Raw genomic sequence first — 26,783 nt, 5'->3', positions numbered from 1 at the left:
TTCCAGCAGCCTAATGGGTTGGTCAGTATTTGTCAGTGATGTGAGACGTGGATCATGGGTTTTCGCTGTCTGCTGGTTATCGGCTGTTTGTGGTTTCCCTTGATGGCGGGAGCCACGCCTGTCTCTGCGGCGCCGCAAGCGCAGCTGGACGCCGGGCAACGGGAATGGTTGGCCGCGCACCCGCAGCTGCGCGTCGGCCTGGTGCTGCAGGCGCCCTACGCGCAGTACGACCGGCGCTTGCAGCGCTTGTCGGGGGCCAATGTCGAGTTGATGCAGTGGCTGGCCAAGGCGTTGAACATCGAACTGAGCTGGCGCAACTTTCCCACCCAGGAGCAACTGGAAGAGGCGTTGCGCGACGGTGAGGTCGACATCGCCCCCGGCCTGCAACAAACCCCGGCCGGTTTGCGCCTGTGGTTGTTCACCGATCCGTATATGCGGGTGCCCCAACATATCGTCGGGACCCGCGAAGGTGGCGGCGCCGTCGAGTTGGAAAAACTCGACGAGCTCTCACGCATCGCCGTGCGTATGCCCAGTGCCGTGGCCGACTACCTGCGCAGTACCTATCCCAAGCTGAACCTGCAAGGCGTGCCCATGGAGCGCCAGGCCTTGCAATTGCTGCTCAGCCAGCAAGCGCGCTATGCCGTGGTGGATGAGGCGCAATTGAGCCGGCTGTCGGGTGAGGCGGAATTCGCCGGGCTGGCGGTGGTGGGGGACATCGGCCTGCCGCAATTGCTGCGGGTGGCCACGCGTCGCGAATGGCCGGAACTGGCCGGGATCATGCAAAGTGCGCTGCGCGCGATCCCCGCCCGGGATCTGGACCAACTACACACCCGCTGGCTGCAACCCAAATACCCGCGGTTGTCGGAGTCGCCAGGGCTGTGGCAAAACCTCAGCCTGCTGCTCGGCCTGTTGCTGCTGGCCGGCCTGGCGGCGCTGTTCTGGCAGCGGCGCCAGTTGCGCGGCCTGGAGCACAGCTTGCTCGGCGCGCGGGAAGAAAGCGCCGCGCGTGCGGCGGGCGCCGAGGCGTTGCGGTTGACGCAGTTTTCCATCGATCAAAGCACCGTCGGCATTCTGTGGGTCAACTGGGACAGCCATGTGCGCTACGCCAACCGTGCGGCGGAAAGCATGCTTGGCTACGCGCCCGGAGCCTTGATCGAGCGGCCGCTGATCGATTTTGATCCGACCCTGGACATGGACCGTTGGCTCAACCTGTGGAAACGCGCCCGCGCCAGCGACGACGCCCCGCAGAACTTCGCCACCGACTGCCTGCGCGCCGATGGCAGCATCCTGCCGGCCGATGTGTCGTTGAGCTTTCTGCGCTTTGCCGACGGCGAATACCTGGTGGTCTACCTCAATGACGTCACCGAACGCCGTCGCTACGTGGCCGCGTTGCTGCAGAGCGAGGCGCAACTGCGCGAACTGTCCGCGCACCTGGAAACCGTGCGTGAAGAAGAAAAAGCGCGCATCGCCCGCGAAGTGCACGACGAACTGGGACAGATGCTCACCGTGCTCAAGCTGGAAACCTCCATGTGCGAATTGGCCTACGCGCAACTCGACCCCGGCCTGCAGGAGCGCCTGAACAGCATGAAGCGCCTGATCGCCCAACTGTTCCAATTGGTGCGCGATGTGGCCACCGCGTTGCGCCCGCCGATTCTCGACGCCGGGATCGCCTCGGCCATCGAATGGCAGGCGCGGCGCTTCGAAGCGCGTACGCAGATTCCCTGCCTGGTGCAGGTCCCGGATAATCTGCCCGCCTTGAGCGATGCCAAGGCCATCGGCCTGTTCCGCATCCTGCAGGAGGCGCTGACCAATGTGATGCGCCATGCCCAGGCGCATACTGTCGAACTGACCCTGGCTGTGGAGGATTCGGACTTGCGGCTGACCATCAGCGATGACGGCGTCGGTTTTGTCCAGGCCCAGGGCCGCCCGGTATCGTTTGGCCTGGTCGGCATGCGGGAGCGCGTGTTGATCATGGGCGGGCAGTTGAGCCTGGACAGCGAGTTGGGGGAGGGCACCACCCTGAGTGTCACGGTGCCGTTGGATGCATAACACCAAGAGGAAGTCCCTGTGATCCGCGTACTGGTAGCCGAAGACCACACCATCGTTCGAGAAGGCATCAAGCAATTGATCGGCCTGGCCAAAGACCTGCTGGTGGTCGGCGAGGCGAGCAATGGCGAGCAGTTGCTGGAGACCCTGCGCCATGTGGCGTGCGAGGTAGTGCTGTTGGACATCTCGATGCCCGGCGTCAACGGCCTGGAGGCGATTGCGCGGATCCGTGCATTGAACAACCCGCCGGCGATCCTGGTGTTGTCGATGCACGATGAGGCGCAAATGGCCGCCCGTGCGTTGAAGGTCGGTGCCGCCGGTTACGCCACCAAGGACAGCGATCCAGCGCTGTTGCTCACGGCAATTCGCAAGGTCGCGGCAGGTGGGCGTTATATCGACCCGGACCTGGCCGACCGCATGGTCTTCGAGGTCGGCCTGACCGATGCGCGGCCGCTGCATTCGTTGCTGTCGGAGCGCGAGTTCTCGGTGTTCGAACGCCTGGCCCAGGGCGCCAACGTCAACGACATCGCCCAGCAACTGGCGTTGAGCAGCAAGACCATCAGCACCCACAAGGCGCGCTTGATGCAAAAACTCAATATCACCTCCCTGGCCGAACTGGTGAAGTACGCCATGGAACACAAGCTCCTCTGACGACATACCCAATAACGACACCCCAAAAATCTCGGCGCACCTATTCTTGCCGCTTGCGGCTCACCCCTTGCGCCGGCACTGTCCCGTGCGCGCCATCCGTGTAGGGCAATCCCTACCCCCAACCTTCCATCCGGCTGATGCAATTCTCTCCCGGCCCCCGATTTCCGGGGCCTCGCGCCTGGACTACGCTTGTGCCACAGCAGTCCAAAATACAAAGGTGCGGGTATGAGCGAGGTGGATTCAAATGAGGTCCTGGTCAGCTTTCGTGGCGTGCAGAAGAGCTACGACGGCGAGAACCTGATCGTCAAAGACCTCAACCTGGAGATTCGCAAGGGCGAGTTCCTCACCCTGCTCGGGCCTTCCGGTTCGGGCAAGACCACCAGCCTGATGATGCTTGCCGGCTTTGAAACGCCGACCGCCGGCGAAATCCAGCTGGCCGGGCGCGCCATCAACAATGTGCCGCCGCACAAGCGCGACATCGGCATGGTGTTCCAGAACTACGCGCTGTTCCCGCACATGACCGTCGCCGAGAACCTGGCGTTCCCGCTGTCGGTGCGCGGCCTGAGCAAGACCGACATCAGCGAGCGGGTCAAACGTGTGCTGAGCATGGTCCAGCTCGACGCCTTCGCCCAGCGCTACCCGGCGCAATTGTCCGGCGGCCAGCAACAGCGTGTGGCCCTGGCCCGCGCCTTGGTGTTCGAACCGCAATTGGTGCTGATGGATGAACCCCTCGGCGCCCTCGACAAGCAACTGCGCGAACACATGCAGATGGAGATCAAGCACCTGCACCAGCGCCTCGGCGTGACCGTGGTGTACGTGACCCATGACCAGGGCGAAGCCTTGACCATGTCCGACCGTGTGGCGGTGTTCCACCAGGGCGAGATCCAGCAGATCGCCCCACCGCGCACACTTTATGAAGAGCCGAAGAACACCTTCGTCGCCAACTTCATCGGCGAAAACAACCGCCTCAATGGCCGCCTGCACAGCCACTCCGGCGAGCGCTGCGTGGTCGAGCTGGCGCGCGGTGAGAAGGTCGAGGCACTGGCGGTCAACGTCGGCCAGGTCGGTGGCCCGGTGACCCTGTCGGTGCGCCCGGAGCGCGTCAGCCTCAATGGTTCCAGCGAAAGTTGCGTCAACCGCTTCTCGGGGCGGGTGGCGGAATTCATCTACCTGGGCGACCACGTGCGTGTGCGCCTGGAAGTCTGCGGCAAGGCCGATTTTTTTGTGAAACAACCGATTGCCGAGCTGGACCCGGCCCTGGCAGTCGGCGACGTGGTTCCGATTGGCTGGCAAGTCGAGCACGTTCGCGCACTCGACCCACTTCTAGAGGCGAATTAATCGCCCCCATGGCTTCACCAACCCTGCACGTGGAGAGAACAACAATGTTGAGAACCCTGAAATTTTCCGCCCTGGCCCTGGGCCTGATCGGTGCGACCCAGGCCATGGCCGGCCCGGACCTGACTGTCGTGTCCTTCGGTGGCGCGAACAAGGCCGCCCAGGTCAAGGCCTTCTATGCCCCGTGGGAAAGCGCGGGCAACGGCAAGATCGTCGCTGGCGAGTACAACGGTGAAATGGCCAAGGTCAAGGCCATGGTCGACACCAAGAGCGTGTCCTGGGACCTGGTGGAAGTGGAGTCGCCGGAGCTGTCCCGTGGCTGTGACGAAGACATGTTCGAGCCGTTGGACCCGAAACTGTTCGGCAACACTGCCGATTACGTTAAAGGCGCGATCCAGCCATGCGGAGTGGGCTTCTTCGTGTGGTCCACGGTGTTGGCCTACAACGCCGACAAACTGGCCAGCGCGCCTACCAGCTGGGCGGATTTCTGGGACGTGAAGAAATTCCCGGGCAAGCGCGGCCTGCGCAAGGGCGCCAAGTACACCCTGGAATTCGCGCTGATGGCCGATGGCGTTGCGCCGAAGGACGTCTACAAAGTACTGGCCGGCAAAGATGGCCAGGACCGCGCGTTCAAGAAACTCGATGAACTCAAGCCGTCGATCCAGTGGTGGGAAGCTGGCGCGCAACCGCCGCAGTACCTCGCCTCGGGTGACGTGGTGATGAGCTCGGCCTACAACGGCCGCATCGCCGCCGTGCAGAAAGAAAGCAACCTGAAAGTGGTGTGGAACGGCGGTATCTACGATTTCGACGCATGGGCCATTCCTAAAGGCCTGGCCAAGGACCGTGCCGAAGCGGCGAAGAAATTCATCGCCTTCTCGGTACAGCCGCAGCAGCAGAAGACCTACTCGGAAAACATCGCCTACGGCCCCGCCAACACCCAAGCCGTACCGTTGCTGGCCAAGGACATCCTCAAGGACATGCCGACCACCCCGGAAAACATCGCCAACCAGGTGCAGATCGATGTGAGCTTCTGGGCGGATAACGGCGAGCAGTTGGAGCAGCGTTTCAACTCGTGGGCTGCCAAGTAATCAGCAACACCGCTAAATCCATGTGTAGTGGGCTTGTGTGGGAGCGGGCTTGCTCGCGAAGGCGGTAGATCAGCCGCCACATGTGCAAGCTGATCCACCGCCTTCGCGAGCAAGCCCGCTCCCACATGGGATCTGCTGTGTTCAGTAGATTGCATTCATTTTCAGATTTTCCGGAGTTAGCCATGGCCATCGCCGTTCCCTCTAACGAGGTCAACAGCCCCACCCTCAAGCAGCGTCTGGCGCATGCCGAGCGGGTCAATCGCTGGAAGGCCCAGGCCTTGATTGCGCCGCTGGTGCTGTTTTTGCTGCTGGTGTTCCTGGTGCCAATCGTTGCGCTGCTGTTCAAGAGCGTCGGCAACCCGGAAGTGGTGGGCGGCTTGCCGCGTACCGTGGTGGCTGTGACGGCCTGGGACGGGCGTGGCCTGCCGGGCGAGCCGGTGTATCAGGCCCTCAGTGAGGACCTGGGCGAAGCCCGCAAAAACCAGACCTTGGGCGACCTGTCCAAGCGCTTGAACATGGAACTGGCCGGCTATCGCAGCCTGCTGACCAAAACCGCCCGTGCGCTGCCGTTTACCGAAGCGCCGGCCTCTTATAAGCAAGCGCTGGAAAGCCTCGATGAACGCTGGGGCGACCCGGCGTACTGGCAGGCGATCCGGCGCAACACCAGCAGCCTGACGCCGTTCTACCTGCTGGCGGCCGTCGATCACCGTATCGACGACCTCGGTGAAATCGCCCCGGCCACACCGGACCAGGCGATCTACCTGGACATCTTCGCCCGTACCTTCTGGATGGGCCTGGTGATCACCGCCATCTGCCTGCTGCTGGCCTATCCCCTGGCCTACCTGCTGGCCAACCTGCCGGCGCGTAAAAGCAACCTGTTGATGATCCTGGTGCTGCTGCCGTTCTGGACCTCGATCCTGGTGCGGGTGGCGGCGTGGATCGTGTTGCTGCAATCCGGTGGCCTGATCAACAGCGCACTGATGAGCATGGGCCTGATCGATAAACCGCTGGAGCTGGTCTTCAACCGCACCGGGGTCTACATCTCCATGGTGCACATCCTGCTGCCGTTCATGATCCTGCCGATCTACAGCGTGATGAAGGGCATCTCGCCCACCTACATGCGTGCGGCGATCTCCCTGGGCTGCCACCCGTTCACCAGCTTCTGGCGCGTGTACTTCCCGCAGACCTACGCCGGTGTGGGCGCCGGTTGCCTGTTGGTGTTCATCCTGGCGATTGGTTACTACATCACCCCGGCACTGCTGGGCAGCCCGAACGACCAGATGGTCAGCTACTTCGTGGCCTTCTACACCAACACCAGCATCAACTGGGGCATGGCCACGGCACTGGGCGGCTTGCTGCTGCTGGCCACCGTGTTGCTGTACCTGATCTACAACCGGCTGGTGGGCGCCAGCCGCCTGCGCCTGAGCTAAGGAGACCTTGCGATGCTGAGCCCTTATATGTCGCCCGTTGAGCGGGTTTGGTTCTACAGCTTGCGGATCCTCTGCGGCTTGATCCTGTTGTTCCTGATATTGCCGGTATTGGTGATCATCCCGCTGTCGTTCAACAGCGGCAGTTTCCTGGTGTATCCGTTGCAGGGGTTTTCGCTGCATTGGTATCAGGACTTCTTCGGCTCGGCCGAATGGATGCGTGCGCTGAAAAACAGCATCATCGTCGCCCCGGCGGCCACGGTGTTGGCGATGGTGTTCGGTACCCTGGCTGCGATTGGCCTGACCCGTGGCAATTTCCCCGGCAAGGCGCTGGTGATGGCCCTGGTGATTTCGCCGATGGTGGTGCCAGTGGTGATCATCGGCGTGGCCAGTTACCTGTTCTTTGCGCCGCTGGGCCTGGGTAACAGCTTTTTCTCGCTGATCGTGGTGCATGCGGTACTGGGCGTGCCGTTTGTGATCATCACCGTGTCGGCGACGTTGCAGGGCTTCAACCATAACCTGGTGCGGGCGGCGGCGAGCCTGGGCGCTTCGCCTTTGACCGCGTTCCGTCGGGTGACCTTGCCGCTGATTGCACCGGGGGTGATTTCCGGGGCGTTGTTTGCCTTTGCGACGTCGTTTGATGAGGTGGTGGTGACGCTGTTTCTGGCCGGGCCTGAGCAGGCGACGTTGCCGCGCCAGATGTTCAGCGGTATCCGCGAGAACCTCAGCCCGACGATTGCTGCTGCCGCGACGTTGTTGATTGCCTTCTCGGTACTGCTGTTGCTGACATTGGAATGGCTGCGCGGCCGCAGCGAAAAACTGCGTACCGCACAGGTCTGACTTACCGAAACCGGATCAACTGTGGGAGCTGGCTTGCCTGCGATAGCGGTGGGCCAGCTTGCTTATCTGCTGCTGACACACCGCTATCGCAGGCAAGCCAGCTCCCACATCGACCGTGCCCACTTTGAATTACCTCTGCATTCAGTTGCTGAATGGCTGACAACCTATTTCCCTCAGCTACGCTTGTGCCAGCCCATTTCCGAATAAGAGGCCGCGCACATGAGTACTTCCTCATTCAAGATCGCCCACAAACTGCTCACCGGCGCTGGCGCCATCGAACAACTGGCGTTTGAACTCACGCGCCTGGATGTGGATAACCCGCTGATTGTCACCGACGCTGCGTTGGTCAAGTCCGGCACCGTGGCGCTGGCGCTCGAACACCTGGGCGAGCGCAGTTACGAAATATTCGACCGCGTACTGCCCGACCCGGAAATCGCCATCGTCGAAGACTGCATGCGCGCCTACCGCGAAGGCGGGCATGACGGGCTGATCGGCCTGGGCGGCGGCAGTGCCATCGACATTGCCAAAAGCGTAGCCGCCTATGCCGGTTACCACGGCGCGCTGGCGGATTTGTTCGGTGTCGACCAGGTGCCGCGCAAGGGGCCGCCGCTGATCGCGATTCCGACCACGGCCGGCACTGGTTCGGAAGTGACCAACGTGGCGATCCTTTCCGACAAGGTCGCGCAACTGAAAAAAGGCATCGTCAGCGACTATCTGTTGCCGGATGTCGCGCTGATCAGCCCGCAAATGACCCTCACCTGCCCGCGTAGCGTGACTGCCGCCAGTGGCGTGGATGCGCTGGTGCATGCCATCGAGTCGTACCTGTCGCTGAATGCCTCGCCGATCACCGATGCGCTGGCGATTGGCGCAATCAAGCTGATCGCCAACGCGTTGCCCAAGGCTTACGCCAACCCGGCCAACTTGCAGGCCCGGGATGACATGGCCACCGCCAGCCTGATGGCCGGCATGGCCTTTGGTAATGCCGGCGTGGGCGCGGTGCATGCGCTGGCGTACCCGTTGGGCGGGCGGTTCAATATTGCCCATGGGGTGAGCAATGCGCTGTTGCTGCCGTATGTGATGCACTGGAACAAGCTGGCATGCGTGGAGCGCATGCAGGAGATTGCCCAGGCCATGGGCGTGAATGTCACGGGGCTGAGCGCCGTCGATGCGGCCGATAGCGCTGTCGAGGCGATGACGCGACTGTGTGCCGCAGTCGAGATCCCGGCGGGCCTGCGCAGCTTCGGGGTGCCCGAGGACGCCATCCCGGCCATGGCCACCGAAGCGGCGGGCATTGAGCGGCTGATGCGCAACAATCCGCGCAAGCTCAGCGCGGCCGACATCGAGAAAATCTATCGGGCTGCCTACTAGCCGTTGAGACAGGTCACGGTGCGCGTGGCAAAGCATGCGGTATACAATGCGCGCCATCGTGATTTAGCTCAGAAAAGGTGCGTCATGCAGCCCTTCGTAATTGCTCCATCGATTCTCTCCGCCGATTTCGCCCGCCTGGGTGAGGAAGTGGACAACGTGTTGGCCGCCGGTGCCGACTTCGTGCACTTCGATGTCATGGACAACCACTACGTGCCCAACCTGACCATCGGTCCGATGGTCTGCGCGGCGCTGCGCAAGTACGGCGTCACTGCGCCGATCGACGCGCACCTGATGGTCAGCCCGGTGGACCGCATCGTCGGCGACTTCATCGAAGCCGGTGCGACCTACATCACCTTCCACCCGGAAGCCACGCAACACGTCGACCGCAGCCTGCAGCTGATCCGCGAGGGCGGCTGCAAGGCGGGCCTGGTGTTCAACCCGGCGACGCCGCTGGACGTGCTCAAGTACGTGATGGACAAGGTCGACATGGTCTTGCTGATGAGCGTCAACCCAGGCTTCGGCGGGCAGAAGTTCATCCCCGGCACCCTCGACAAGCTGCGCGAAGCCCGCGCGCTGATCGACGCGTCCGGCCGTGACATCCGCCTGGAAATCGACGGTGGGGTCAACGTCAACAACATCCGCGAAATCGCCGCCGCCGGCGCCGACACCTTTGTGGCCGGCTCGGCGATCTTCAACGCGCCGAACTATCAGGACGTCATCGACAAGATGCGCGCCGAACTGGCGCTGGCGCGCCCATGAGCGGCTTTGAGCAGCTGTTTCCCGGCAAACTGCCCCGGCTGGTGATGTTTGATCTGGACGGCACCCTGATCGACTCGGTGCCAGACCTGGCGGCGGCGGTGGACAACATGCTGCTCAAACTGGGGCGTAAGCCGGCGGGGATCGAGGCGGTACGCATGTGGGTCGGTAACGGCGTGCAGATGCTGGTACGCCGGGCTTTGGCCAATAACATCGATGCCGAGGGGGTCGATGAGGTCGAGGCCGAGCACGCGCTGGAACTGTTCAACACCGCCTATGAAGACGGCCACGAACTGACCGTGGTCTACCCCGGCGTACGTGACACCCTCAAGTGGTTGAGCAAGCAGGGCGTGGAAATGGCCCTGATCACCAACAAACCGGAGCGGTTCGTCGCGCCGCTGTTGGACCAGATGAAAATCGGCCGCTATTTCCGCTGGATCATCGGCGGCGATACCTTGCCGCAGAAGAAACCCGACCCGGCGGCGCTGTTTTTCGTGATGAAAATGGCCAATATTCCTGCCTCGCAGTCGCTGTTTGTCGGTGACTCGCGCACTGACGTGCTGGCCGCAAAGGCCGCTGGCGTGCAGTGCGTGGCCTTGAGCTACGGCTATAACCACGGCCGCCCCATCGCCGAAGAGTCGCCGTCGCTGGTGATTGATGACCTGCGACTGCTAATCCCCGGTTGCTTGGGAGCGGGCGCTGAGATAACGTTGCCCGACACCGATCCGTCCCCTTCTGGAAATCCCATCGTGGTGGTCACTCGCAAACTCTGGATGAAAGTCATCAAGGCCCTGGCCCGCTGGCGTTGGCGCGCCTGACTGATCCCGGCCGCGCTACGCGGCACGTTTGCATACCTGACCGTTAGACCCTCACGCCACGAGGCACACATGATCCGCGAAGAATTCCTGCGTTTGGCCGCTGCCGGCTATAACCGTATCCCCCTGGCCTGCGAAACCCTGGCCGACTTCGACACGCCGCTGTCGATCTACCTGAAACTGGCCGACGAGCCCAATTCCTATCTGCTGGAATCGGTGCAGGGCGGCGAGAAATGGGGCCGTTATTCGATCATCGGCCTGCCGTGCCGCACCGTCATGCGTGTTCACGATCATCACGTGAGCATCACCCATGATGGCGTCGAGATCGAAAGCCACGACGTAGAAGACCCGTTGGCCTTCGTCGAAACCTTCAAGGCGCGCTACAACGTGCCGACCATCCCGGGGCTGCCGCGTTTCAACGGCGGCCTGGTGGGTTACTTCGGTTATGACTGCGTGCGTTATGTGGAAAAGCGCTTGGGCAAATGCCCGAACCCGGACCCGCTGGGCGTGCCGGACATTCTGCTGATGGTTTCCGACGCGGTCGTCGTGTTCGACAACCTGGCCGGCAAGATGCACGCAATCGTGCTCGCCGATCCGTCCCAGGCGGACGCATTCGAACAAGGCCAGGCCAGCCTCGAAGCCTTGCTGGAAAAACTGCGCCAGCCGATCACTCCGCGTCGCGGCCCTGACCTCAGCCGTCCGCCGGCGGCCGACCCGGTGTTCCGCTCCAGCTTTACCCAGGATGACTACGAGCGCGCCGTCGATACCATCAAGGAATACATCCTCGCCGGTGACTGCATGCAGGTTGTGCCGTCGCAGCGCATGTCCATCGACTTCAAGGCCGCGCCGATCGATCTGTACCGCGCGCTGCGCTGCTTCAACCCGACGCCGTACATGTACTTCTTCAATTTTGGCGACTTCCACGTGGTGGGCAGCTCGCCGGAAGTGCTGGTGCGCGTCGAAGACAACCTGATCACCGTGCGCCCGATTGCCGGCACCCGCCCACGTGGCGCGACCGAAGAAGAGGATGTGGCGCTGGAACAAGACCTGCTCAGCGACGACAAGGAAATCGCCGAGCACCTGATGCTGATCGACCTGGGCCGCAACGATACCGGGCGCGTCTCGGAAATCGGTTCGGTGAAGCTCACCGAGAAGATGGTCATCGAGCGGTATTCCAACGTGATGCACATCGTGTCCAACGTCACCGGCGAGCTGAAGGCCGGCCTGACCGCGATGGACGCACTGCGTGCGATTCTGCCGGCGGGCACCTTGTCGGGCGCGCCGAAGATCCGTGCGATGGAAATCATCGACGAGCTGGAGCCGGTCAAGCGTGGTGTCTACGGCGGTGCCGTGGGTTATTTCGCCTGGAACGGTAACATGGACACTGCGATTGCAATCCGCACTGCGGTGATCAAGGACGGGGAGCTGCACGTGCAGGCCGGTGGCGGGATTGTCGCCGACTCGGTGCCGGCCCTCGAATGGGAAGAAACCCTGAACAAGCGCCGCGCGATGTTCCGCGCCGTTGCGCTGGCTGAACAGACCCCCAATTCCTGAGGTTTCCCCCATGTTGCTGATGATTGATAACTACGACTCCTTTACCTACAACGTTGTGCAGTACCTGGGCGAACTCGGTGCCGAGGTCAAGGTGGTGCGCAACGATGAAATGACTGTGGCCGAAATCGCCGCGCTGAACCCAGAGCGCATTGTGGTCTCGCCAGGGCCGTGCACGCCGACCGAAGCGGGCATCTCCCTCGAAGCGATCAAGTACTTCGCCGGTAAATTGCCGATCCTGGGCGTGTGCCTGGGCCACCAGTCCATCGGCCAGGCCTTTGGCGGTGACGTGGTGCGCGCGCGCCAGGTCATGCACGGCAAGACCAGCCCGGTGTTCCACAACAATGTGGGCGTGTTCCACGGCCTGAATCTGCCGGTGACGGTGACCCGTTACCACTCCCTGGTGGTCAAGCGCGAAACCTTGCCCGAATGCCTGGAACTGACCGCCTGGACCCAGTTGGAAGACGGCTCGGTCGACGAGATCATGGGCCTGCGTCACAAGACACTGAATGTCGAAGGGGTGCAATTTCACCCTGAATCGATCCTGACCGAGCAGGGCTACGAGCTGTTCGCCAATTTTCTCAAGCAGAGCGGCGGCACGCGCTAAGGACTTTCCATGGATATCAAGACTGCCCTGAGCCGTATCGTCGGCCACCTGGACCTGAGCACCGCTGAAATGAGCGATGTGATGCGCGAGATCATGACCGGTCAATGCACCGATGCGCAGATCGGCGCGTTCATGATGGCGATGCGCATGAAGAGCGAGAGCATCGACGAGATCGTCGGCGCCGTGTCGGTGATGCGCGAGCTGGCGGACAAGGTTGAGCTCAAGACCCTGGATGGCGTGGTGGATGTGGTCGGCACTGGCGGTGACGGTGCGAACATCTTCAACGTGTCGACGGCATCTTCTTTTGTGGTCGCCGCGGCGGGTTGCACAGTGGCCAAACACGGTAACCGTGCGGTGTCCGGCAAGAGCGGCAGCGCCGATCTGCTGGAAGCGGCCGGGATCTACCTGAACCTGACGCCGGTGCAAGTGGCGCGTTGCATCGATAACGTCGGCATCGGCTTCATGTTTGCCCAGACCCACCACAGCGCAATGAAACACGCCGCCGGCCCGCGCAAAGACCTCGGCCTGCGTACCCTGTTCAACATGCTCGGCCCGCTTACGAATCCGGCCGGTGTGAAACACCAGGTGGTTGGCGTGTTCAGCCAGGCGCTGTGCCGGCCTTTGGCCGAAGTGTTGCAGCGCCTGGGCAGCAAACATGTGCTGGTGGTGCACTCCAAGGATGGCCTGGACGAATTCAGCCTGGCGGCACCGACCTTTGTCGCGGAGCTGAAGAACGACCAGATCACGGAGTATTGGGTCGAACCTGAAGACCTGGGCATGAAGAGCCAGAGCCTGCACGGCCTGGCGGTGGAAAGCCCGGCGGCGTCCCTGGAATTGATTCGTGATGCCCTGGGGCGGCGCAAGACCGAGAACGGGCAAAAAGCTGCGGAGATGATTGTTCTGAATGCTGGCGCGGCACTTTATGCAGCCGACCACGCCTATAGTCTTAAGGAAGGTGTCGCCTTGGCCCACGATGCGCTGCACACCGGTCTGGCTCGCGAAAAGCTCGAAGAGCTGGGAGCATTCACCGCGGTATTCAAGATGGAGAATGAAGGATGAGTGTGCCAACCGTTCTGGAAAAGATCCTCGCCCGCAAAGCCGAAGAAGTCGCCGAGCGCCGCGCCCGCGTCAGCCTTGCCGAGCTGGAAAGCCAGGCCAGGCTTGCCGATGCCCCGCGTGGTTTCGCCAACGCCTTGATCGCCCAGGCCAAGCTCAAGCAGCCGGCGGTGATCGCCGAGGTCAAGAAAGCCTCGCCAAGCAAAGGCGTGATCCGCGAGAATTTTGTGCCGTCGGAAATTGCCGTCAGTTATGAGAAGGGCGGCGCGACGTGCCTGTCCGTCCTGACTGATATCGACTATTTCCAGGGTTCCGACCTGTTCTTGCAACAAGCCCGCGCCGCGTGCAAGTTGCCGGTGATCCGCAAGGATTTCATGGTCGACCCGTACCAGATCGTTGAAGCCCGTGCCCTGGGCGCCGATTGTGTGCTGCTGATCGTCTCCGCCCTGGATGACGTGAAGATGGCCGAGTTGGCGGCCGTGGCCAAAAGTGTCGGCCTGGATGTGCTGGTGGAAGTGCACGACGGCGATGAGCTGGAGCGCGCACTGAAAACCCTGGATACACCGCTGGTTGGCGTCAACAACCGCAACCTGCACACCTTCGAAGTGAGCCTGGAAAACACCCTCGACCTGTTGCCGCGGATCCCGCGTGACCGCCTGGTGATTACCGAGAGTGGCATCGTCAACCGTGCCGATGTGGAACTGATGGAAATCAGTGGGGTGTATTCGTTCCTGGTCGGCGAGACGTTCATGCGTGCCGAGAACCCGGGCGCGGAGTTGCAGCGCCTGTTCTTCCCGGAGCGTGGCGTGGCGGTCAGTGGTTCGACCCTCGACTGATTTGAAATGCGATCAAACTGTGGCAGCGGGCTTGTGTGGGAGCGGGCTTGCCTGCGATAGCGATTGGTCAGTCGATGGATAGGTGACTGACACACCGTCTTCGCGGGCAAGCCCGCTCCCACATTGGGTTTTGTGTTTGTTCAGAAAGATAGGTGTTTGATGGTTAAGCCAGTTTCGATGACTGTTGAGGCTGGCCTTGCCGCCGAGCAGGACCTTTTGGCGGCTGTTTGCGCAGGCGACCAGGAATACGGCCTGCTGTTCTGGCAGCCCAGCGATCAAGCCTTGGTAATGCCGCGTCGGCTGAGTCGTTTGCCTGCATTCGAAACCGCCAGCCAGGTCTCGGCCGCCGCCGATTGGCCGGTGTTGCTGCGCGAAACCGGTGGCGAGCCGGTGCCGCAGTCGAGCGCCACGGTCAACATCGCCCTGGTCTATGCGCCACCGCGCAGTGAAGGCGATCAGAATCGCATCGAAACCGGCTATTTGCGGTTGTGCCAGCCAATCTGCGATTTGCTGATCGAGCTGGGTGGCGATGCGTCTGTCGGCGAAATCGATGGCGCGTTCTGCGACGGTCGCTACAACGTCAATCTCAACGGCCGCAAAATGGTCGGCACGGCCCAACGCTGGCGCCAAAGCGGTGGGCGCCCGGTGGGGTTGGTGCACGGTGCGTTGTTGCTGGACGGCGATCGCGAAGAGCTGATCGCGGCGGTCAACCGCTTCAATGCGGCATGCGGGCTGGAACAGCGGGTTCGCGCCGAGAGTCATATCGCCTTGCACGAAGCTTTCCCTGCGCCGGATGCAATCAGCCGCCTGGACACGTTGTATCGTCAGATGCTGGCAGGCTTCCTGGCGCTTTAACGTGTACCGAACACCACCATCGTCTTGCCTTTGACGTGCACCAGGTTGCGTTCTTCGAGATCCTTGAGCACGCGGCCGACCATCTCCCGTGAACAACCGACAATGCGCCCGATTTCCTGGCGTGTGATCTTGATCTGCATGCCATCGGGGTGGGTCATGGCGTCGGGCTGCTTGCACAACTCCAGCAGGCAGCGGGCTACGCGGCCGGTCACATCAAAGAAGGCGAGGTCGCCGACCTTGCGTGTCGTGTCCCGCAGGCGCTGGGCGATCTGGCCACTCAGGGCGTAGAGAATGTCCGGGTCTTGCTGGGCCAACTCGCGAAACTTGGCGTAGCTGATCTCGGCCACTTCGCACTCGACCTTGGCGCGCACCCACGCACTGCGTTCCTGTTCCTTGCCTGCTTGCTCGAACAGCCCCAGCTCACCAAAGAAATCGCCGGTGTTGAGGTAGGCGATGATCATCTCGCGGCCGTCTTCGTCTTCGATCAGGATGGTGACCGAGCCCTTGATGATGAAGAACAGTGTCTCGGAACGTTCGCCGGCGCAGATAATGTTGTGTTTGGCCGGATAACGCCGACGTTGGCAGTGCATCAGTAGCTTGTCGAGATTCTTGATCTTGGGTATGGGCGTAAGAGCAACCATGTTTGTATCCCGAAAAGACAGCGCAAGGGGTCGGAGTTTTTGTATTTGTGTGGGTATCGGCATTGATACACGTTGTATAAATACTAGCAATACGCCATCCATTTGGCGCCAGCTTACCAGACACATTCTGACTCGATTAGCCAATTTTCTCGGCAAACCCTGCTATTGATCGCTTTGATGCGAAACGCAGTCGGCGGCGGGCCCTGTGCTAAGCTGGCGACCCTTTTTTAGCAGTGGAGTCTGGGCGATGAAGGCACGCATCCAATGGGCGGGCGAAGCCATGTTCCTCGGTGAGTCGGGCAGTGGCCATGTCGTGGTCATGGACGGCCCGCCGGAAGCCGGTGGCCGTAACCTGGGCGTACGCCCGATGGAAATGCTCCTGCTTGGTGTAGGCGGTTGCAGTAATTTCGACGTGGTCAGCATCCTGAAGAAGTCCCGGCAGGCCGTGGAAAGCTGCGAAGCCTTCCTGGAAGCCGAGCGCGCCACTGAAGATCCCAAGGTGTTTACCAAGATCCACATGCATTTTGTGGTGAAGGGGCGGGCGTTGAAGGAAGCCCAGGTCAAGCGTGCCATCGAGCTGTCGGCCGAGAAGTACTGCTCGGCGTCGATCATGCTCGGCGCGGCCGGTGTGGCCATCACCCATGACTACGAGATTATCGAGCTGGGTTGATCGCACGTTCCGGCAAAAAGAAAGGGCGCTTAGAAAGCGCCCTTTTTTGTGGATTGGATTTGATGTATTCAGATTCGGTACGTGCTTTTGGTCATGACCTTGGCCAGTAGGCTCATGCCAAATCGTACCGGCGCCGGGAAGCGGAAACCGCCGGCGTCCAGTGCGCTTTCTGCGTGGTGTTCCTCGTCGATGCGCATTTGCTCGAGAATCGCCCGGGACTTTTCGTCCTCGGCCGGTAATTGCTCAAGGTGCTCGTCCAGGTGTTTGCACACTTGATGTTCGGTGGCGGCGACAAAACCCAGGCTGACCTTGTCGCTGATCAGGCCGGCGGCGGCGCCGATGCCAAATGACAAACCGTAGAACAGCGGGTTGAGCACGCTCGGGTGGCTGCCCAACTGCCGAATGCGCTGCTCGCACCAGGCCAGGTGGTCGATTTCTTCCTCGGCCGCATGTTCCATGGCCGCGCGTACTTGCGGCAGCTTGGCGGTCAGCGCCTGGCCCTGGTACAGCGCTTGGGCACAGACTTCGCCGGTATGATTGATGCGCATCAGGCCCGCGACGTGGCGGGTGTCGGTCTCGCTCATCTGTGCGTCGGGCTGCACGATGGCAGGCGAGGGGCGATACGGCTGGCCGCTGAACGGCAACAGCGTGCGCATGGCCATGTCGGCTTGCAACAACAGACGGTCAATCGGCGAGTAGTGACGTTGGGTAGTCATGCTGACCTCCGGGAAGAATCTCGGCGGCCAGTTTACCGCAAGAGAGGGGGAAGCGTTTGCGCTGCGTCAAGCCCATGGGGTCGCGGCCTGGGGCGCACGACCGTTGCTGAGGGGCTGATCAGCCCGGCGGCCAGTTCATCTGGCGTTGACCGAGCACATGCATATGGATGTGATAAACGGTCTGCCCGCCTTTCGGGTTGCAGTTCATCACCACGCGGAAACCTTCCTCGCAGCCCTGCTCCAGTGCCAGGCGCTGGGCGGTGAACAAGATATGGCCGGCCAGGGCCTTGTCTTCTTCGGTCAGGTCGTTGAGGGTCGCGATGTGCTTCTTCGGGATGACCAGAAAGTGCACGGGTGCTGCCGGGTGGATGTCCTTGAAGGCCAGGACCTGGTCATCTTCGTAGATGATGTCGGCCGGTATTTCTCTGTTGATGATCTTGGTGAACAGAGTATCCACAGCTGTTTCTCCATTATGAGTAGGCAGGGTGAGTGTACTCAGGCAATCAACGCGGGCAATAGGCCTTGTTGATCGCGCCGGCAATCTTGCGAGTCAGCCAGCGTGGGCTGAAACGCGGGCTGAAGGCGAGCCAGCGGTTGCGTCGGCCGGGAATGATGATGGCTTTGTTCTTGTCGAGGGCGCGTACGGTGAAGAGTGCCACTTCTTCCGGACTCATCAGTTTTTCGCTGCGGTCGAGCTTGGCGGTATCCATTTGCGCAGTGCCGAAGAACGCGGTGCGCGTCGGGCCGGGGCAGAGTACCGAGACCTTGATGCCGCAGGTCTTCAACTCTTCACGCAAACCTTCTGAGAAGTGCAGCACGTAAGCCTTGCTGGCGTAGTAGCTGCTCATCCATGGGCCGGGCTGAAACGCGGCCACCGAGGCAACGTTGAGAATCTGCCCGCCGCCGTGCAGCGCCATGGCGTTGCCAAGGGCGTGACACATACGGGTGAGGGCGAGGATGTTGACTTCGATCAGGTCCTGTTCGGTCATCCAGTCCTGGGCCAGGAAGGGGCCGCTGGTACCGATGCCGGCGCAGTTGACCAGCAGGTCGATCTGCCGTTCGCCTTCTTCCAGCTCCAGCAGGAACCCGGACAAACGCAGCGGTTCGCCCAGGTCGCAGGCTCGAAACAGCACCTCCACGCCGAAACGTTGGGTCAATTCGAGTGCAATGCTTTCCAACTGATCACGCTGGCGGGCCACCAGAATCAAGCTGCGGCCGCGACGGGCCAAGGCTTCGGCCAAAGCCAGGCCGATGCCGCTGGAGGCACCGGTGATCAGAGCGTAACGGGTCATGCCTTTCTCCATCGCAACGCCGCCGAGCCTGTGACAGAGGCATCACAGGCGGCGGGCGTTTCTTCACTGTTCTGGAGAGTCTACAGGTTCGGCCGCTTCGTCAGCACTTTGCGCTTCGTCTTCATCAACGATCACGCTCTGGTCGGTGTCGGCATCGGAGGTGATGGAGCTGTTTTCGTAGCTGCTGTCGACGTTGGCTTCAAGTTGGTTCAGGTAACCGTTCATACCCAGGGTCACCACAATCGCCAGCATTACCGGGATAAACGCCAGCCATAGGGTGGCCAGGACCTTTACCGCGGTGGAGTTGCGCGGTGGTGGCGCGCCGTATTGGTTGGCGCCTGCATTGCCTGGCAATACCAGCAGCAGGATCGGGAAGACGCTGTTCACCAGCGGCACCAGGTTGAGGAACCACAACCAACCGGACCAGCCCAGGTCATGCAGGCGCTGCACGGCGATTTGCACGCTGACCCACAGCAGTGCGACGAACAACGCAAACCCCAGCAGGATGCCGAGAATCATGCCTGCCGTCGGCGAGGCGGTTGCCACGGCGAAGCCGGCAGTGGCGATGATGCCCGAGGCGACCAGCATCGCGACGGTCAACACCAGCGTCCATGCCAGGTAGCGCAGGCGACCGATACGCCCGTGGATGGTGAACACCTTCAGGGTGGAGAATTCCGGCAAGTCGTCACCCACAGCGGCGCGGGGCGGCGCGTAAGGGGATGCGGCGGCGGAGGGGCCGGAACCGGTTTCGTGTGTTTCGGCAAGGTTGAACGCTACGGGTTGCTCGGTTTCGATGCGTGCGTCGACCCCGGCGTTTTTCAGTGCATTGAGGTAGGTTTCGGCATCGGGGCGGGACAGGTCGCGTTTCAGCGCGACCGGGCGGCCGGTGAAGAGTTTTTCGATGGCGTCGACTTCACTCTTGAACAGCTCGGCCAGGTTGAGTTTGGCAGTGGCGCTTTCGACCCCCGGGAGCAAGGCTCCATCAAACACAATCTTGAAACGGTTGTCGCTCATGCGGGCTTCCTTGTCACTTTATCTGTGAGGTAATGCAGGCCTGCCCAAGCGGCAGGCCTTGCGGTTGGTTCAGCGTGGCCAGCGCAATTGTACCGCCTGTTCGTGCGCCTTGCGGTATTCGGCATCCAGGCGCGCAACCAGTTCATCGACGCTGGGTAAATCTTTGATCTCACCAACGCCTTGGCCGGCCGACCATACGGTCTTCCAGGCCTTGGCTTCGTCGCTCAACGGCTTGAGCTTGGAGCCGAAGTTGACTTCACCCTTGCCTTGCAGCGCAGCGAGGTCGAAACCGGCGTTTTCCAGACTCTGGCGCATAAAGCTGGCGGGTACGCCGGAGACTGCAGGAGTGTGCACGATGTCGGCGGCGCGCGATGTGAGCAGCATCTCTTTATAGGCATCCGGGGCGTGGCTTTCGGTGGTGCCGATAAAGCGAGTGCCGAAATACGCCAGGTCAGCCCCCAGTAACTGGGCCGCGAGGATCTCGTGCCCGTGGTTGAGGCAGCCGGCCAGCAGCAGGGTCTTGTCGAAGAACTGACGAATCTCGGCGATCAGCGCGAACGGGCTCCAGGTACCGGCATGGCCGCCGGCGCCTGCGGCCACGGCGATCAGGCCATCCACACCGGCTTCAGCGGCTTTCTCGGCATGGCGCCGGGTGGTGACGTCGTGGAACACCAGGCCGCCATAGCTGTGCACGGCGTCGACCAGTTCCTTCACCGCGCCAAGGCTGGTGATGACGATTGGCACCTTGTGCTCGACGCAGATCGCCAGGTCGGCCTCCAGTCGCGGGTTGCTGTTGTGCACGATCAGGTTCACGGCATATGGCGCGGGGTTGTCCAACTGCGCCAGGCCCGCTTCGATTTCTTCCAGCCAGGCTTTGAAACCACTGCTTTCGCGCTGGTTGAGTGCCGGGAAACTCCCGACGACACCATTACGGCAGCAGGCCAGCACCAGTTGCGGGTTGGAAATCAGAAACATCGGCGCGACCACCACCGGCAGGCGCAGACGTTGTTCAAGCAGAGCGGGCAGCGACATTGGATTGACCCCGTGTGATTGAAGTTAGAACGGTTTGACCACGACCAAAATTACGATAGCCAGCAATAGCAGAACCGGGACTTCATTGAACCAGCGATAAAAGACATGGCTGCGGGTGTTTTCGCCACGGGCAAAGCGTTTCACCTGCGCGCCGCACATGTGGTGGTAGCCGATAAGCAGCACGACAAGGGTCAGCTTGGCGTGGATCCAGCCGCCCGAGTGAAAGATGCTCGGGTTCAGGTAGATCAGCCAGCCGCCGAAAATCAGCGCGGCAAGCATCGCCGGGCCCATGATGCCGCGATACAGCTTGCGCTCCATGAGGCTGAAGCGTTCCTGGCTGACGGTGTCTTCGCTTTGGGCGTGGTACACGAACAGGCGTGGCAGGTAGAACAGCCCGGCAAACCAGCAGACGATGCTGATGATGTGGAAGGCTTTGACCCATAGATAAAGCATTTTTAGTTATTCCCAGGTTCACGGTAGCGAAGATAGTAGTGGCTGATGCGCCCGTACGTCACGTTGGCGGTTGTCGCAGGACGATACGGCCCCTATTATCGTCGGCTTTCCAGTGGGTTCGTTGAGGGCAGGTTTATGGTCAAGGTCGGTATCGTCGGCGGCACGGGTTACACCGGTGTCGAATTGCTGCGTCTGTTGGCTCAGCATCCGCAAGCAGAGGTGGTGGTCATCACTTCCCGATCCGAGGCTGGGCTGGCCGTGGCCGATATGTACCCGAACCTGCGAGGCCACTACGATGGCCTGGCGTTCAGCGTGCCGGACATCAAGACCCTGGGCGCCTGCGACGTGGTGTTCTTCGCGACCCCGCACGGTGTTGCCCATGCGCTGGCCGGTGAGCTGCTGGCGGCCGGCACCAAGGTGATCGACCTGTCTGCGGACTTCCGCCTGCAAGATGCCGATGAGTGGGCCAAGTGGTACGGCCAGCCGCACGGTGCGCCGGAGTTGCTTGAGGAGGCTGTCTACGGTCTGCCGGAAGTCAATCGTGAGCAGATCAAGCAAGCCCGCCTGATTGCCGTGCCCGGTTGCTATCCGACCGCGACACAACTGGGTTTCCTGCCATTGCTGGAAGCCGGGCTGGCGGATGCATCGCGTTTGATCGCGGACTGCAAGTCGGGCGTCAGCGGTGCCGGTCGTGGTGCTGCCGTAGGCTCGCTGTACTCCGAGACGTCGGAAAGCATGAAGGCCTATGCGGTAAAAGGGCATCGTCACTTGCCGGAAATCCGCCAGGGGCTGCGTCGCGCCGCCGGCAAGGAGGTGGGCCTGACGTTTGTGCCGCACCTGACGCCGATGATCCGTGGCATTCACTCCACGTTGTACGCGACCGTGGTCGATCGTTCGGTAGATCTGCAGGCACTGTTTGAAAAACGTTATGCCAACGAACCGTTCGTCGATGTGATGCCTGCCGGCAGCCACCCGGAAACCCGCAGTGTGCGTGGCGCCAACGTGTGCCGTATCGCCGTGCATCGTCCGCAGGATGGCGACCTGGTCGTGGTGCTGTCGGTGATCGATAACCTGGTCAAGGGCGCGTCGGGCCAGGCGGTGCAGAACATGAACATCCTCTTCGGCCTGGATGAGAAGTTGGGCTTGTCCCACGCAGGCATGCTGCCTTAAGGCCGCTGGCTGGATGTGCAAAAGGCCCGTTGATCGGGCCTTTTGTGTTTTTAATGGCGCCAGCGCAGATTGATATACCGTAACAATAGTTGACCGCTTTTCTAGGAGAAGCGGATAATGCCCGCCATTACGCATATGGCGGCGGTACGCCGGGAGATTATCAGCATGAGCGTCGAATCCTTCACCCCCACGGCTTTGCAATTCACCCACGGTGCTGCGCACAAGGTGAAGAGCCTGGTCGATGAAGAGGGTAATGATCGCTTGAAGCTGCGCGTGTTTGTTACGGGCGGCGGTTGTTCAGGGTTTCAGTACGGTTTTACCTTCGATGAAGATGTAGCCGATGACGACACCATCGTCGAACGCGAGGGCGTGAGCCTGGTCGTGGACCCGATGAGCTTCCAGTACCTGGCAGGCGCCGAGGTGGATTATCAGGAAGGTCTGGAGGGTTCGCGTTTTGTGATCAAGAACCCTAATGCCACGACTACCTGTGGTTGCGGGTCTTCGTTCTCGATCTGATCGATAGCGGATACAAAAACGCCGCTTGGCTTTAATCGGCCAAGCGGCGTTTTGCTGTGCGGGGTTCAGGCTGGATAGATCGCGCCCAATACGCGAAGCCCGCGTGCTCCGGTAACGCTGGGGCGGTTGGCGGCGATTCCCTCCAGGCAGCAGTGGGCCAGCCAGGCGAAGGCCATCGCTTCTACCCAGTCAGGGTCTACGCCGTGGGTGGCTGTACTGCTGACCTGAGTGGAGGGCAGTAGCGTCGCCAGACGATTCATCAATGTCGAGTTATGTGCGCCACCGCCACAGACCAGCAAGGTTTCGGTCTGGGGTTGGGCGGTTTGCAGAGACTCCACGATGGTCAGGGCGGTCAGTTCCAGTAGGGTGGCCTGAACGTCCTGCTGCTCGAATACAGGCAAGCGGGAGAGGTGTTGTTGCAGCCATCCCAGGTTGAACACTTCGCGGCCGGTGCTTTTAGGGCCCTTGGTCAAGAAGAAGGGGTCGCTGAGCAAGGCGTTGAGGAGCTGGGGCACGATACTGCCGCTGGCTGCCCATTGGCCATCAAGGTCGAAGTGTTTGCCGCGTTGTTGATGAATCCACGCATCGAGCAGCACATTGCCTGGGCCGCAGTCGAAGCCGGCTACCGGCTTGCCGGTCTCGATCAGGCTGAGGTTGCTGAAACCTCCCACATTCAACACCGCGTTATTGCCGGTGCGTTCACCAAACAGTGCTTCGTGAAAGGCTGGAACCAGCGGTGCGCCTTGGCCGCCGGCGGCGACGTCGCGGCTACGGAAGTCGCTGACCACGGTAATACCTGTCAGCTCGGTGAGCAGGGCAGGGTTGCCGATCTGCACCGTAAAGCCCCGTGCAGGCTCGTGGCGGATGGTCTGGCCGTGGCTGCCAATCGCGCGAATATCCTGGGGCTTGAGGTTTTGCTGGTCGAGCAAGGCGTGAATGCCTTGAGCGGCAAGCGTAACCCAGTGTTGCTGGGCAATGGCCGAGCGTGCGATCTCGTCCGGGCCGCTGGCGCACAGTCCGAGCAGCTCGGTGCGCAGGGCGTCGGGCATGGGGATGTAGTGGCTGGCGACCAGTGCGATCGCCGAGTCTTGTTTGATGAGGGCTATGTCCAGGCCGTCGAGGCTGGTTCCGGACATCACTCCTATATAGAGCGACATACCTTAGCGCTTCGCCGAAGCCAGCAGCGTGGAGCGCTCCTGGTCCATGCGCGCCATCAGCGGCTGGCTTTGCTGCATGAAGCGCGCGCGCTCAGCCTTGGCAATCGGATCGGCCATCGGCAGCTTCTGGCCCAGCGGGTCGACGTGTACGCCGTTGACCTGGAATTCATAGTGCAAGTGCGGGCCGGTAGACAGGCCAGTGGTGCCGATGTAGCCAATGACCTGGCCTTGTTTCACGGTGCCGCCGGTCTGCACGCCTTTGGCAAAGCCCTGCATGTGACCGTAGAGCGTACGGTAGGTGTTGCCGTGCTGAATGATCACGGTGTTGCCATAACCGCCACGACGCCCGGCCAGCAGCACTTTGCCGTCACCCGCTGCCTTGATCGGTGTGCCGCGAGGGGCGGCGTAGTCGACGCCTTTATGGGCGCGGATTTTGTTCAGAATTGGATGCTTGCGGCCCATGGAGAAACGCGAGCTAATGCGAGCGAAGTCCACGGGTGTGCGGATGAAGGCCTTGCGCATGCTGTTGCCGTCGGCGGTGTAGTAGCTGCTGTTGCCTTGTTTGTTGGTGTAGCGCACGGCGGTGTAAGTCTTGCCGCGGTTGGTGAAGCGTGCGGAGAGGATGCTGCCGGTGCCTACCACTTTGCCGTTGGCGACCTTTTGTTCGTAAATGACGTCGAATTCGTCGCCTTGGCGGATGTCCTGTGCGAAGTCAATGTCATAGCCAAACACGCTGGCCATGTCCATGGTCATGCTGTGGGACAGACCGGCGCGGGCGGCCGATTGCGACAAGGAACTGTTGATCACGCCGTGTGCGTAGGCCGAACGCATTACCGGTTTGGTCGTGATGCGGTTGAAGGCGAAGCCTTTGGCGCCCTTGGTCAGGGTAATGATTTCGAGGTCGCTGACGCTGCTGTGCAGGTTGTTCAACTGGCCGTCGGGCGTGAGTTCGAACTCCAGCTTTTGTCCGTGCTTGAGTTGGGTGAACTGCTTGGCTTGCTTATCGCTGGCGAGCACGTCATTTACCGTGGCAGCAGGCAGGCCGACCTTCTCGAACAGCGTAGATAGCGTGTCGCCCTTGGCCACGACCACTTCGCGGTGCTGAGGGTTCTTGGCGGTGGCTGCAGCAGGCGCGGGTTGACCCTGGGCGGCTTGCTGGGTGTCTTCTGGAGCGCTTTCTATCTGGGCGAACGGCGATTCGCTTGGCGCATTTGTGGCTTGTTGTGCGTCGGAAGCGTCTTGATCTTGTGTCAGTTGTTCAACTGGACTTTCCAGGTCAAGGCTCAGGGATGTTCGTTTGGCTTCTACGTCACTGGAAGGGAATACCAGGAGTGCCAGGCTGAGAAGGGCGGCGATACCACTTGCTGCGAGCAGGTGGGTCTTCGGGTAAAGCGGAGGCGCTTTAGACGGTTCAGTGGTCATAAGTAATTTTGACTTTGAAGATGAAATGGAAAAGATGAATGACATGATGAAGATGAAATAACTGTATAAAATATAACCAAATCATCTGTGGCGCAAGCTCGCGAACGCTGGGCTTGCTGAACGGTGTCCGTGCGCAGGGCAAAACTTGTAATTAGTCCCTGATCTTGTATGGTTGGTTCCCTTTTGAATCTGAGCCTTGCGGGTCTGTTATGAAGTCGGTTGAAGAGCAGCTAGCGCTGATAAAACGTGGTGCGGAAGAACTGTTGGTTGAGGCTGAGCTGATTGAAAAGCTCAAGCGTGGCCAGCCCCTGCGTATTAAAGCCGGCTTTGATCCGACTGCGCCGGATCTGCACCTGGGTCACACCGTGCTTATTAATAAGCTGCGCCAGTTCCAGGAGCTGGGGCACCAGGTGATCTTCCTTATAGGTGACTTCACCGGGATGATCGGTGATCCGAGCGGCAAGAGCGCGACGCGTCCACCGTTGACTCGCGAGCAAGTGCTCGACAATGCCGAGACCTACAAGACTCAGGTGTTCAAGATTCTTGATCCGGCCAAGACTGAAGTGGCGTTCAACTCCACGTGGATGGATCAAATGGGGCCGGCGGATTTTATTCGCCTGACTTCCCAGTACACCGTGGCACGCATGCTTGAGCGTGACGACTTCGATAAGCGCTATTCAACCAATCAGCCAATCGCTATTCATGAGTTCCTCTATCCGCTGGTTCAGGGCTATGACTCGGTGGCGTTGCGTGCGGACGTTGAGTTGGGTGGCACGGATCAGAAGTTCAACCTGCTGATGGGGCGTGAGCTGCAGCGTGCCTATGGGCAGGAAGCTCAGTGCATTCTGACCATGCCGTTGCTGGAGGGCTTGGATGGCGTCAAGAAGATGTCCAAGTCGCTGGGTAACTATGTCGGTATCCAGGAAGCGCCGGGCGTGATGTACGGCAAGCTTGTTTCGATTCCGGATGCCCTGATGTGGCGTTACTTCGAGCTGTTGAGCTTCCGTTCGATGGATGAGATCAATGCGTTGCGTGCTGATGTCGAGGCAGGTGCCAACCCGCGTGATGTGAAGATCAAGCTGGCGGAAGAGATTGTTGCGCGCTTCCATGGTGAGGAGGCTGCGGCCAGCGCTCATCGTGGCGCTGGCAACCGCATGAAGGATGGCGAGCTGCCGGATGATCTGCCGGAAGTTGAGCTGTCTGCTGCGGAAGCCATGCCGATTGCGGCCGTACTTAATAAGGCGGGCTTGGTGAAGAACTCGGCGGTTGCGCGTGATCTGTTGGGTTCGGGCGGCGTGCGTATAGATGGTGAAGTTGTTGATCGCACCTTTATATACGAGCTGGGCGCTACCCATGTCTGCCAGGCTGGGAAGAAGGCATTTGCGCGTATTACGCTCAAATCCGAATAAACCTGTAATTAAGTGTTGACGGCGAATTGTAACTGTCTATAATTCGCCCCACTTCCGGCG

The 26,783-nt window shown here is 61.0% G+C and carries 27 protein-coding genes; 18 read left to right on the top strand and 9 right to left on the bottom strand.

The window, feature by feature from the left end:
- Positions 1-54 precede the first annotated feature (54 nt).
- The 14 genes from AC3ISR_RS25590 to AC3ISR_RS25525 all read left to right on the top strand — a co-directional run bounded on the left by AC3ISR_RS25590 (position 55) and on the right by AC3ISR_RS25525 (position 15,231).
- Entirely contained in the window at positions 55-2,049 is a 1,995-nt protein-coding gene (locus AC3ISR_RS25590; protein WP_192299795.1) for a sensor histidine kinase, read from the top strand.
- An 18-nt stretch (positions 2,050-2,067) separates the two neighbouring features.
- A complete protein-coding gene (locus AC3ISR_RS25585; protein ID WP_038842984.1) occupies positions 2,068-2,697 on the top strand; it encodes a response regulator in 630 nt (209 codons plus the stop codon).
- 225 nt (positions 2,698-2,922) lie between these two features.
- A complete protein-coding gene (locus tag AC3ISR_RS25580) occupies positions 2,923-4,035 on the top strand; it encodes an ABC transporter ATP-binding protein (protein ID WP_192299794.1) in 1,113 nt (370 codons plus the stop codon).
- Positions 4,036-4,079: 44 nt separating this feature from the next.
- The gene (locus AC3ISR_RS25575; RefSeq protein WP_226454455.1) at positions 4,080-5,120 is read left to right on the top strand and encodes an ABC transporter substrate-binding protein; all 1,041 of its coding nucleotides are present in this window, start codon (positions 4,080-4,082) and stop codon (positions 5,118-5,120) included.
- Between the two features lie 182 nt (positions 5,121-5,302).
- Positions 5,303-6,550 carry an ABC transporter permease gene (locus AC3ISR_RS25570; RefSeq protein WP_192299792.1) on the top strand — a complete coding sequence of 416 codons (1,248 nt, stop codon included), beginning with the start codon at positions 5,303-5,305 and terminating at the stop codon, positions 6,548-6,550.
- Positions 6,551-6,562: 12 nt separating this feature from the next.
- Entirely contained in the window at positions 6,563-7,387 is an 825-nt protein-coding gene (locus AC3ISR_RS25565) for an ABC transporter permease (protein ID WP_192299791.1), read from the top strand.
- A 219-nt stretch (positions 7,388-7,606) separates the two neighbouring features.
- The gene (locus AC3ISR_RS25560) at positions 7,607-8,755 is read left to right on the top strand and encodes an iron-containing alcohol dehydrogenase (RefSeq protein WP_192299790.1); all 1,149 of its coding nucleotides are present in this window, start codon (positions 7,607-7,609) and stop codon (positions 8,753-8,755) included.
- An 84-nt stretch (positions 8,756-8,839) separates the two neighbouring features.
- Complete coding sequence (gene rpe / locus AC3ISR_RS25555) at positions 8,840-9,514, top strand: ribulose-phosphate 3-epimerase (RefSeq protein ID WP_192299789.1); 675 nt, start codon at positions 8,840-8,842, stop codon at positions 9,512-9,514.
- Positions 9,511-10,329, top strand: coding sequence for a phosphoglycolate phosphatase (locus AC3ISR_RS25550; RefSeq protein ID WP_463984178.1), 819 nt, complete (start codon positions 9,511-9,513; stop codon positions 10,327-10,329). Before rpe ends, AC3ISR_RS25550 begins: the two co-directional genes overlap by 4 nt.
- 69 nt (positions 10,330-10,398) lie before the next feature.
- On the top strand, positions 10,399-11,880 hold the full coding sequence (gene trpE / locus AC3ISR_RS25545) for an anthranilate synthase component I (protein ID WP_489324501.1): 1,482 nt from the start codon (positions 10,399-10,401) through the stop codon (positions 11,878-11,880).
- 10 nt (positions 11,881-11,890) lie between these two features.
- Positions 11,891-12,484, top strand: coding sequence for an aminodeoxychorismate/anthranilate synthase component II (locus AC3ISR_RS25540; protein WP_192299786.1), 594 nt, complete (start codon positions 11,891-11,893; stop codon positions 12,482-12,484).
- Positions 12,485-12,493: 9 nt separating this feature from the next.
- Positions 12,494-13,543 (top strand): anthranilate phosphoribosyltransferase, encoded by a 1,050-nt coding sequence (gene trpD / locus AC3ISR_RS25535; RefSeq protein WP_192299785.1) that lies wholly within the window; start codon positions 12,494-12,496, stop codon positions 13,541-13,543.
- Positions 13,540-14,376 (top strand): indole-3-glycerol phosphate synthase TrpC, encoded by an 837-nt coding sequence (trpC, locus tag AC3ISR_RS25530; protein WP_192299784.1) that lies wholly within the window; start codon positions 13,540-13,542, stop codon positions 14,374-14,376. The genes trpD and trpC overlap by 4 nt, the downstream gene beginning before the upstream one ends.
- A 159-nt stretch (positions 14,377-14,535) precedes the next feature.
- Positions 14,536-15,231: a lipoate--protein ligase family protein gene (locus AC3ISR_RS25525; protein ID WP_192299783.1), complete on the top strand. Its 696-nt coding sequence runs from the start codon at positions 14,536-14,538 to the stop codon at positions 15,229-15,231.
- Here the strand turns inward: AC3ISR_RS25525 and crp are convergent.
- The gene (gene crp, locus AC3ISR_RS25520; RefSeq protein WP_192299782.1) at positions 15,228-15,872 is read right to left on the bottom strand and encodes a cAMP-activated global transcriptional regulator CRP; all 645 of its coding nucleotides are present in this window, start codon (positions 15,870-15,872) and stop codon (positions 15,228-15,230) included. The genes AC3ISR_RS25525 and crp overlap by 4 nt on opposite strands.
- A gap of 247 nt (positions 15,873-16,119) precedes the next feature.
- Between crp and AC3ISR_RS25515 the strand changes: the two genes are divergently transcribed.
- Entirely contained in the window at positions 16,120-16,542 is a 423-nt protein-coding gene (locus AC3ISR_RS25515) for an OsmC family protein (RefSeq protein ID WP_005792019.1), read from the top strand.
- Between the two features lie 68 nt (positions 16,543-16,610).
- Here the strand turns inward: AC3ISR_RS25515 and coq7 are convergent, their stop codons facing one another.
- The 6 genes from coq7 to hemJ all read right to left on the bottom strand — a co-directional run bounded on the left by coq7 (position 16,611) and on the right by hemJ (position 21,049).
- Complete coding sequence (gene coq7, locus AC3ISR_RS25510) at positions 16,611-17,258, bottom strand: 2-polyprenyl-3-methyl-6-methoxy-1,4-benzoquinone monooxygenase (RefSeq protein ID WP_017739622.1); 648 nt, start codon at positions 17,256-17,258, stop codon at positions 16,611-16,613.
- 118 nt (positions 17,259-17,376) lie between these two features.
- The gene (locus AC3ISR_RS25505; protein ID WP_192299781.1) at positions 17,377-17,715 is read right to left on the bottom strand and encodes a histidine triad nucleotide-binding protein; all 339 of its coding nucleotides are present in this window, start codon (positions 17,713-17,715) and stop codon (positions 17,377-17,379) included.
- A gap of 46 nt (positions 17,716-17,761) precedes the next feature.
- Positions 17,762-18,550, bottom strand: coding sequence for an SDR family NAD(P)-dependent oxidoreductase (locus AC3ISR_RS25500; protein ID WP_192299780.1), 789 nt, complete (start codon positions 18,548-18,550; stop codon positions 17,762-17,764).
- 63 nt (positions 18,551-18,613) lie between these two features.
- Positions 18,614-19,564: a DUF805 domain-containing protein gene (locus AC3ISR_RS25495; protein WP_226454450.1), complete on the bottom strand. Its 951-nt coding sequence runs from the start codon at positions 19,562-19,564 to the stop codon at positions 18,614-18,616.
- 69 nt (positions 19,565-19,633) lie between these two features.
- Entirely contained in the window at positions 19,634-20,596 is a 963-nt protein-coding gene (locus tag AC3ISR_RS25490; protein WP_192299778.1) for an NAD(P)H-dependent flavin oxidoreductase, read from the bottom strand.
- A gap of 24 nt (positions 20,597-20,620) precedes the next feature.
- Positions 20,621-21,049 (bottom strand): protoporphyrinogen oxidase HemJ, encoded by a 429-nt coding sequence (gene hemJ, locus AC3ISR_RS25485; protein ID WP_192299777.1) that lies wholly within the window; start codon positions 21,047-21,049, stop codon positions 20,621-20,623.
- Positions 21,050-21,184: 135 nt separating this feature from the next.
- Here hemJ and argC point away from each other — a divergent pair, with 135 nt between their 5' ends.
- On the top strand, positions 21,185-22,219 hold the full coding sequence (argC, locus tag AC3ISR_RS25480; RefSeq protein ID WP_024077689.1) for an N-acetyl-gamma-glutamyl-phosphate reductase: 1,035 nt from the start codon (positions 21,185-21,187) through the stop codon (positions 22,217-22,219).
- A gap of 165 nt (positions 22,220-22,384) precedes the next feature.
- Positions 22,385-22,735 (top strand): iron-sulfur cluster insertion protein ErpA, encoded by a 351-nt coding sequence (erpA, locus tag AC3ISR_RS25475; protein WP_003176443.1) that lies wholly within the window; start codon positions 22,385-22,387, stop codon positions 22,733-22,735.
- Between the two features lie 65 nt (positions 22,736-22,800).
- Here the strand turns inward: erpA and AC3ISR_RS25470 are convergent, their stop codons facing one another.
- Together AC3ISR_RS25470 and AC3ISR_RS25465 are read right to left on the bottom strand one after the other, a co-directional pair.
- Entirely contained in the window at positions 22,801-23,892 is a 1,092-nt protein-coding gene (locus tag AC3ISR_RS25470) for an anhydro-N-acetylmuramic acid kinase (protein ID WP_192299775.1), read from the bottom strand.
- A gap of 3 nt (positions 23,893-23,895) precedes the next feature.
- Complete coding sequence (locus AC3ISR_RS25465) at positions 23,896-25,314, bottom strand: peptidoglycan DD-metalloendopeptidase family protein (RefSeq protein WP_463984179.1); 1,419 nt, start codon at positions 25,312-25,314, stop codon at positions 23,896-23,898.
- A gap of 209 nt (positions 25,315-25,523) precedes the next feature.
- On the opposite strand from AC3ISR_RS25465, the gene tyrS reads away from it, so the two are divergent.
- Positions 25,524-26,723, top strand: a complete 1,200-nt coding sequence (gene tyrS / locus AC3ISR_RS25460; protein ID WP_226454446.1) for a tyrosine--tRNA ligase — start codon at positions 25,524-25,526, stop codon at positions 26,721-26,723.
- Positions 26,724-26,783: the final 60 nt, after the last annotated feature.

This window comes from Pseudomonas sp. GL_117 (assembly GCF_057835125.1).
The sequence above is the reverse complement of the archived record's forward strand: the minus strand, read 5'-3'. Positions and strand labels throughout refer to the sequence as shown.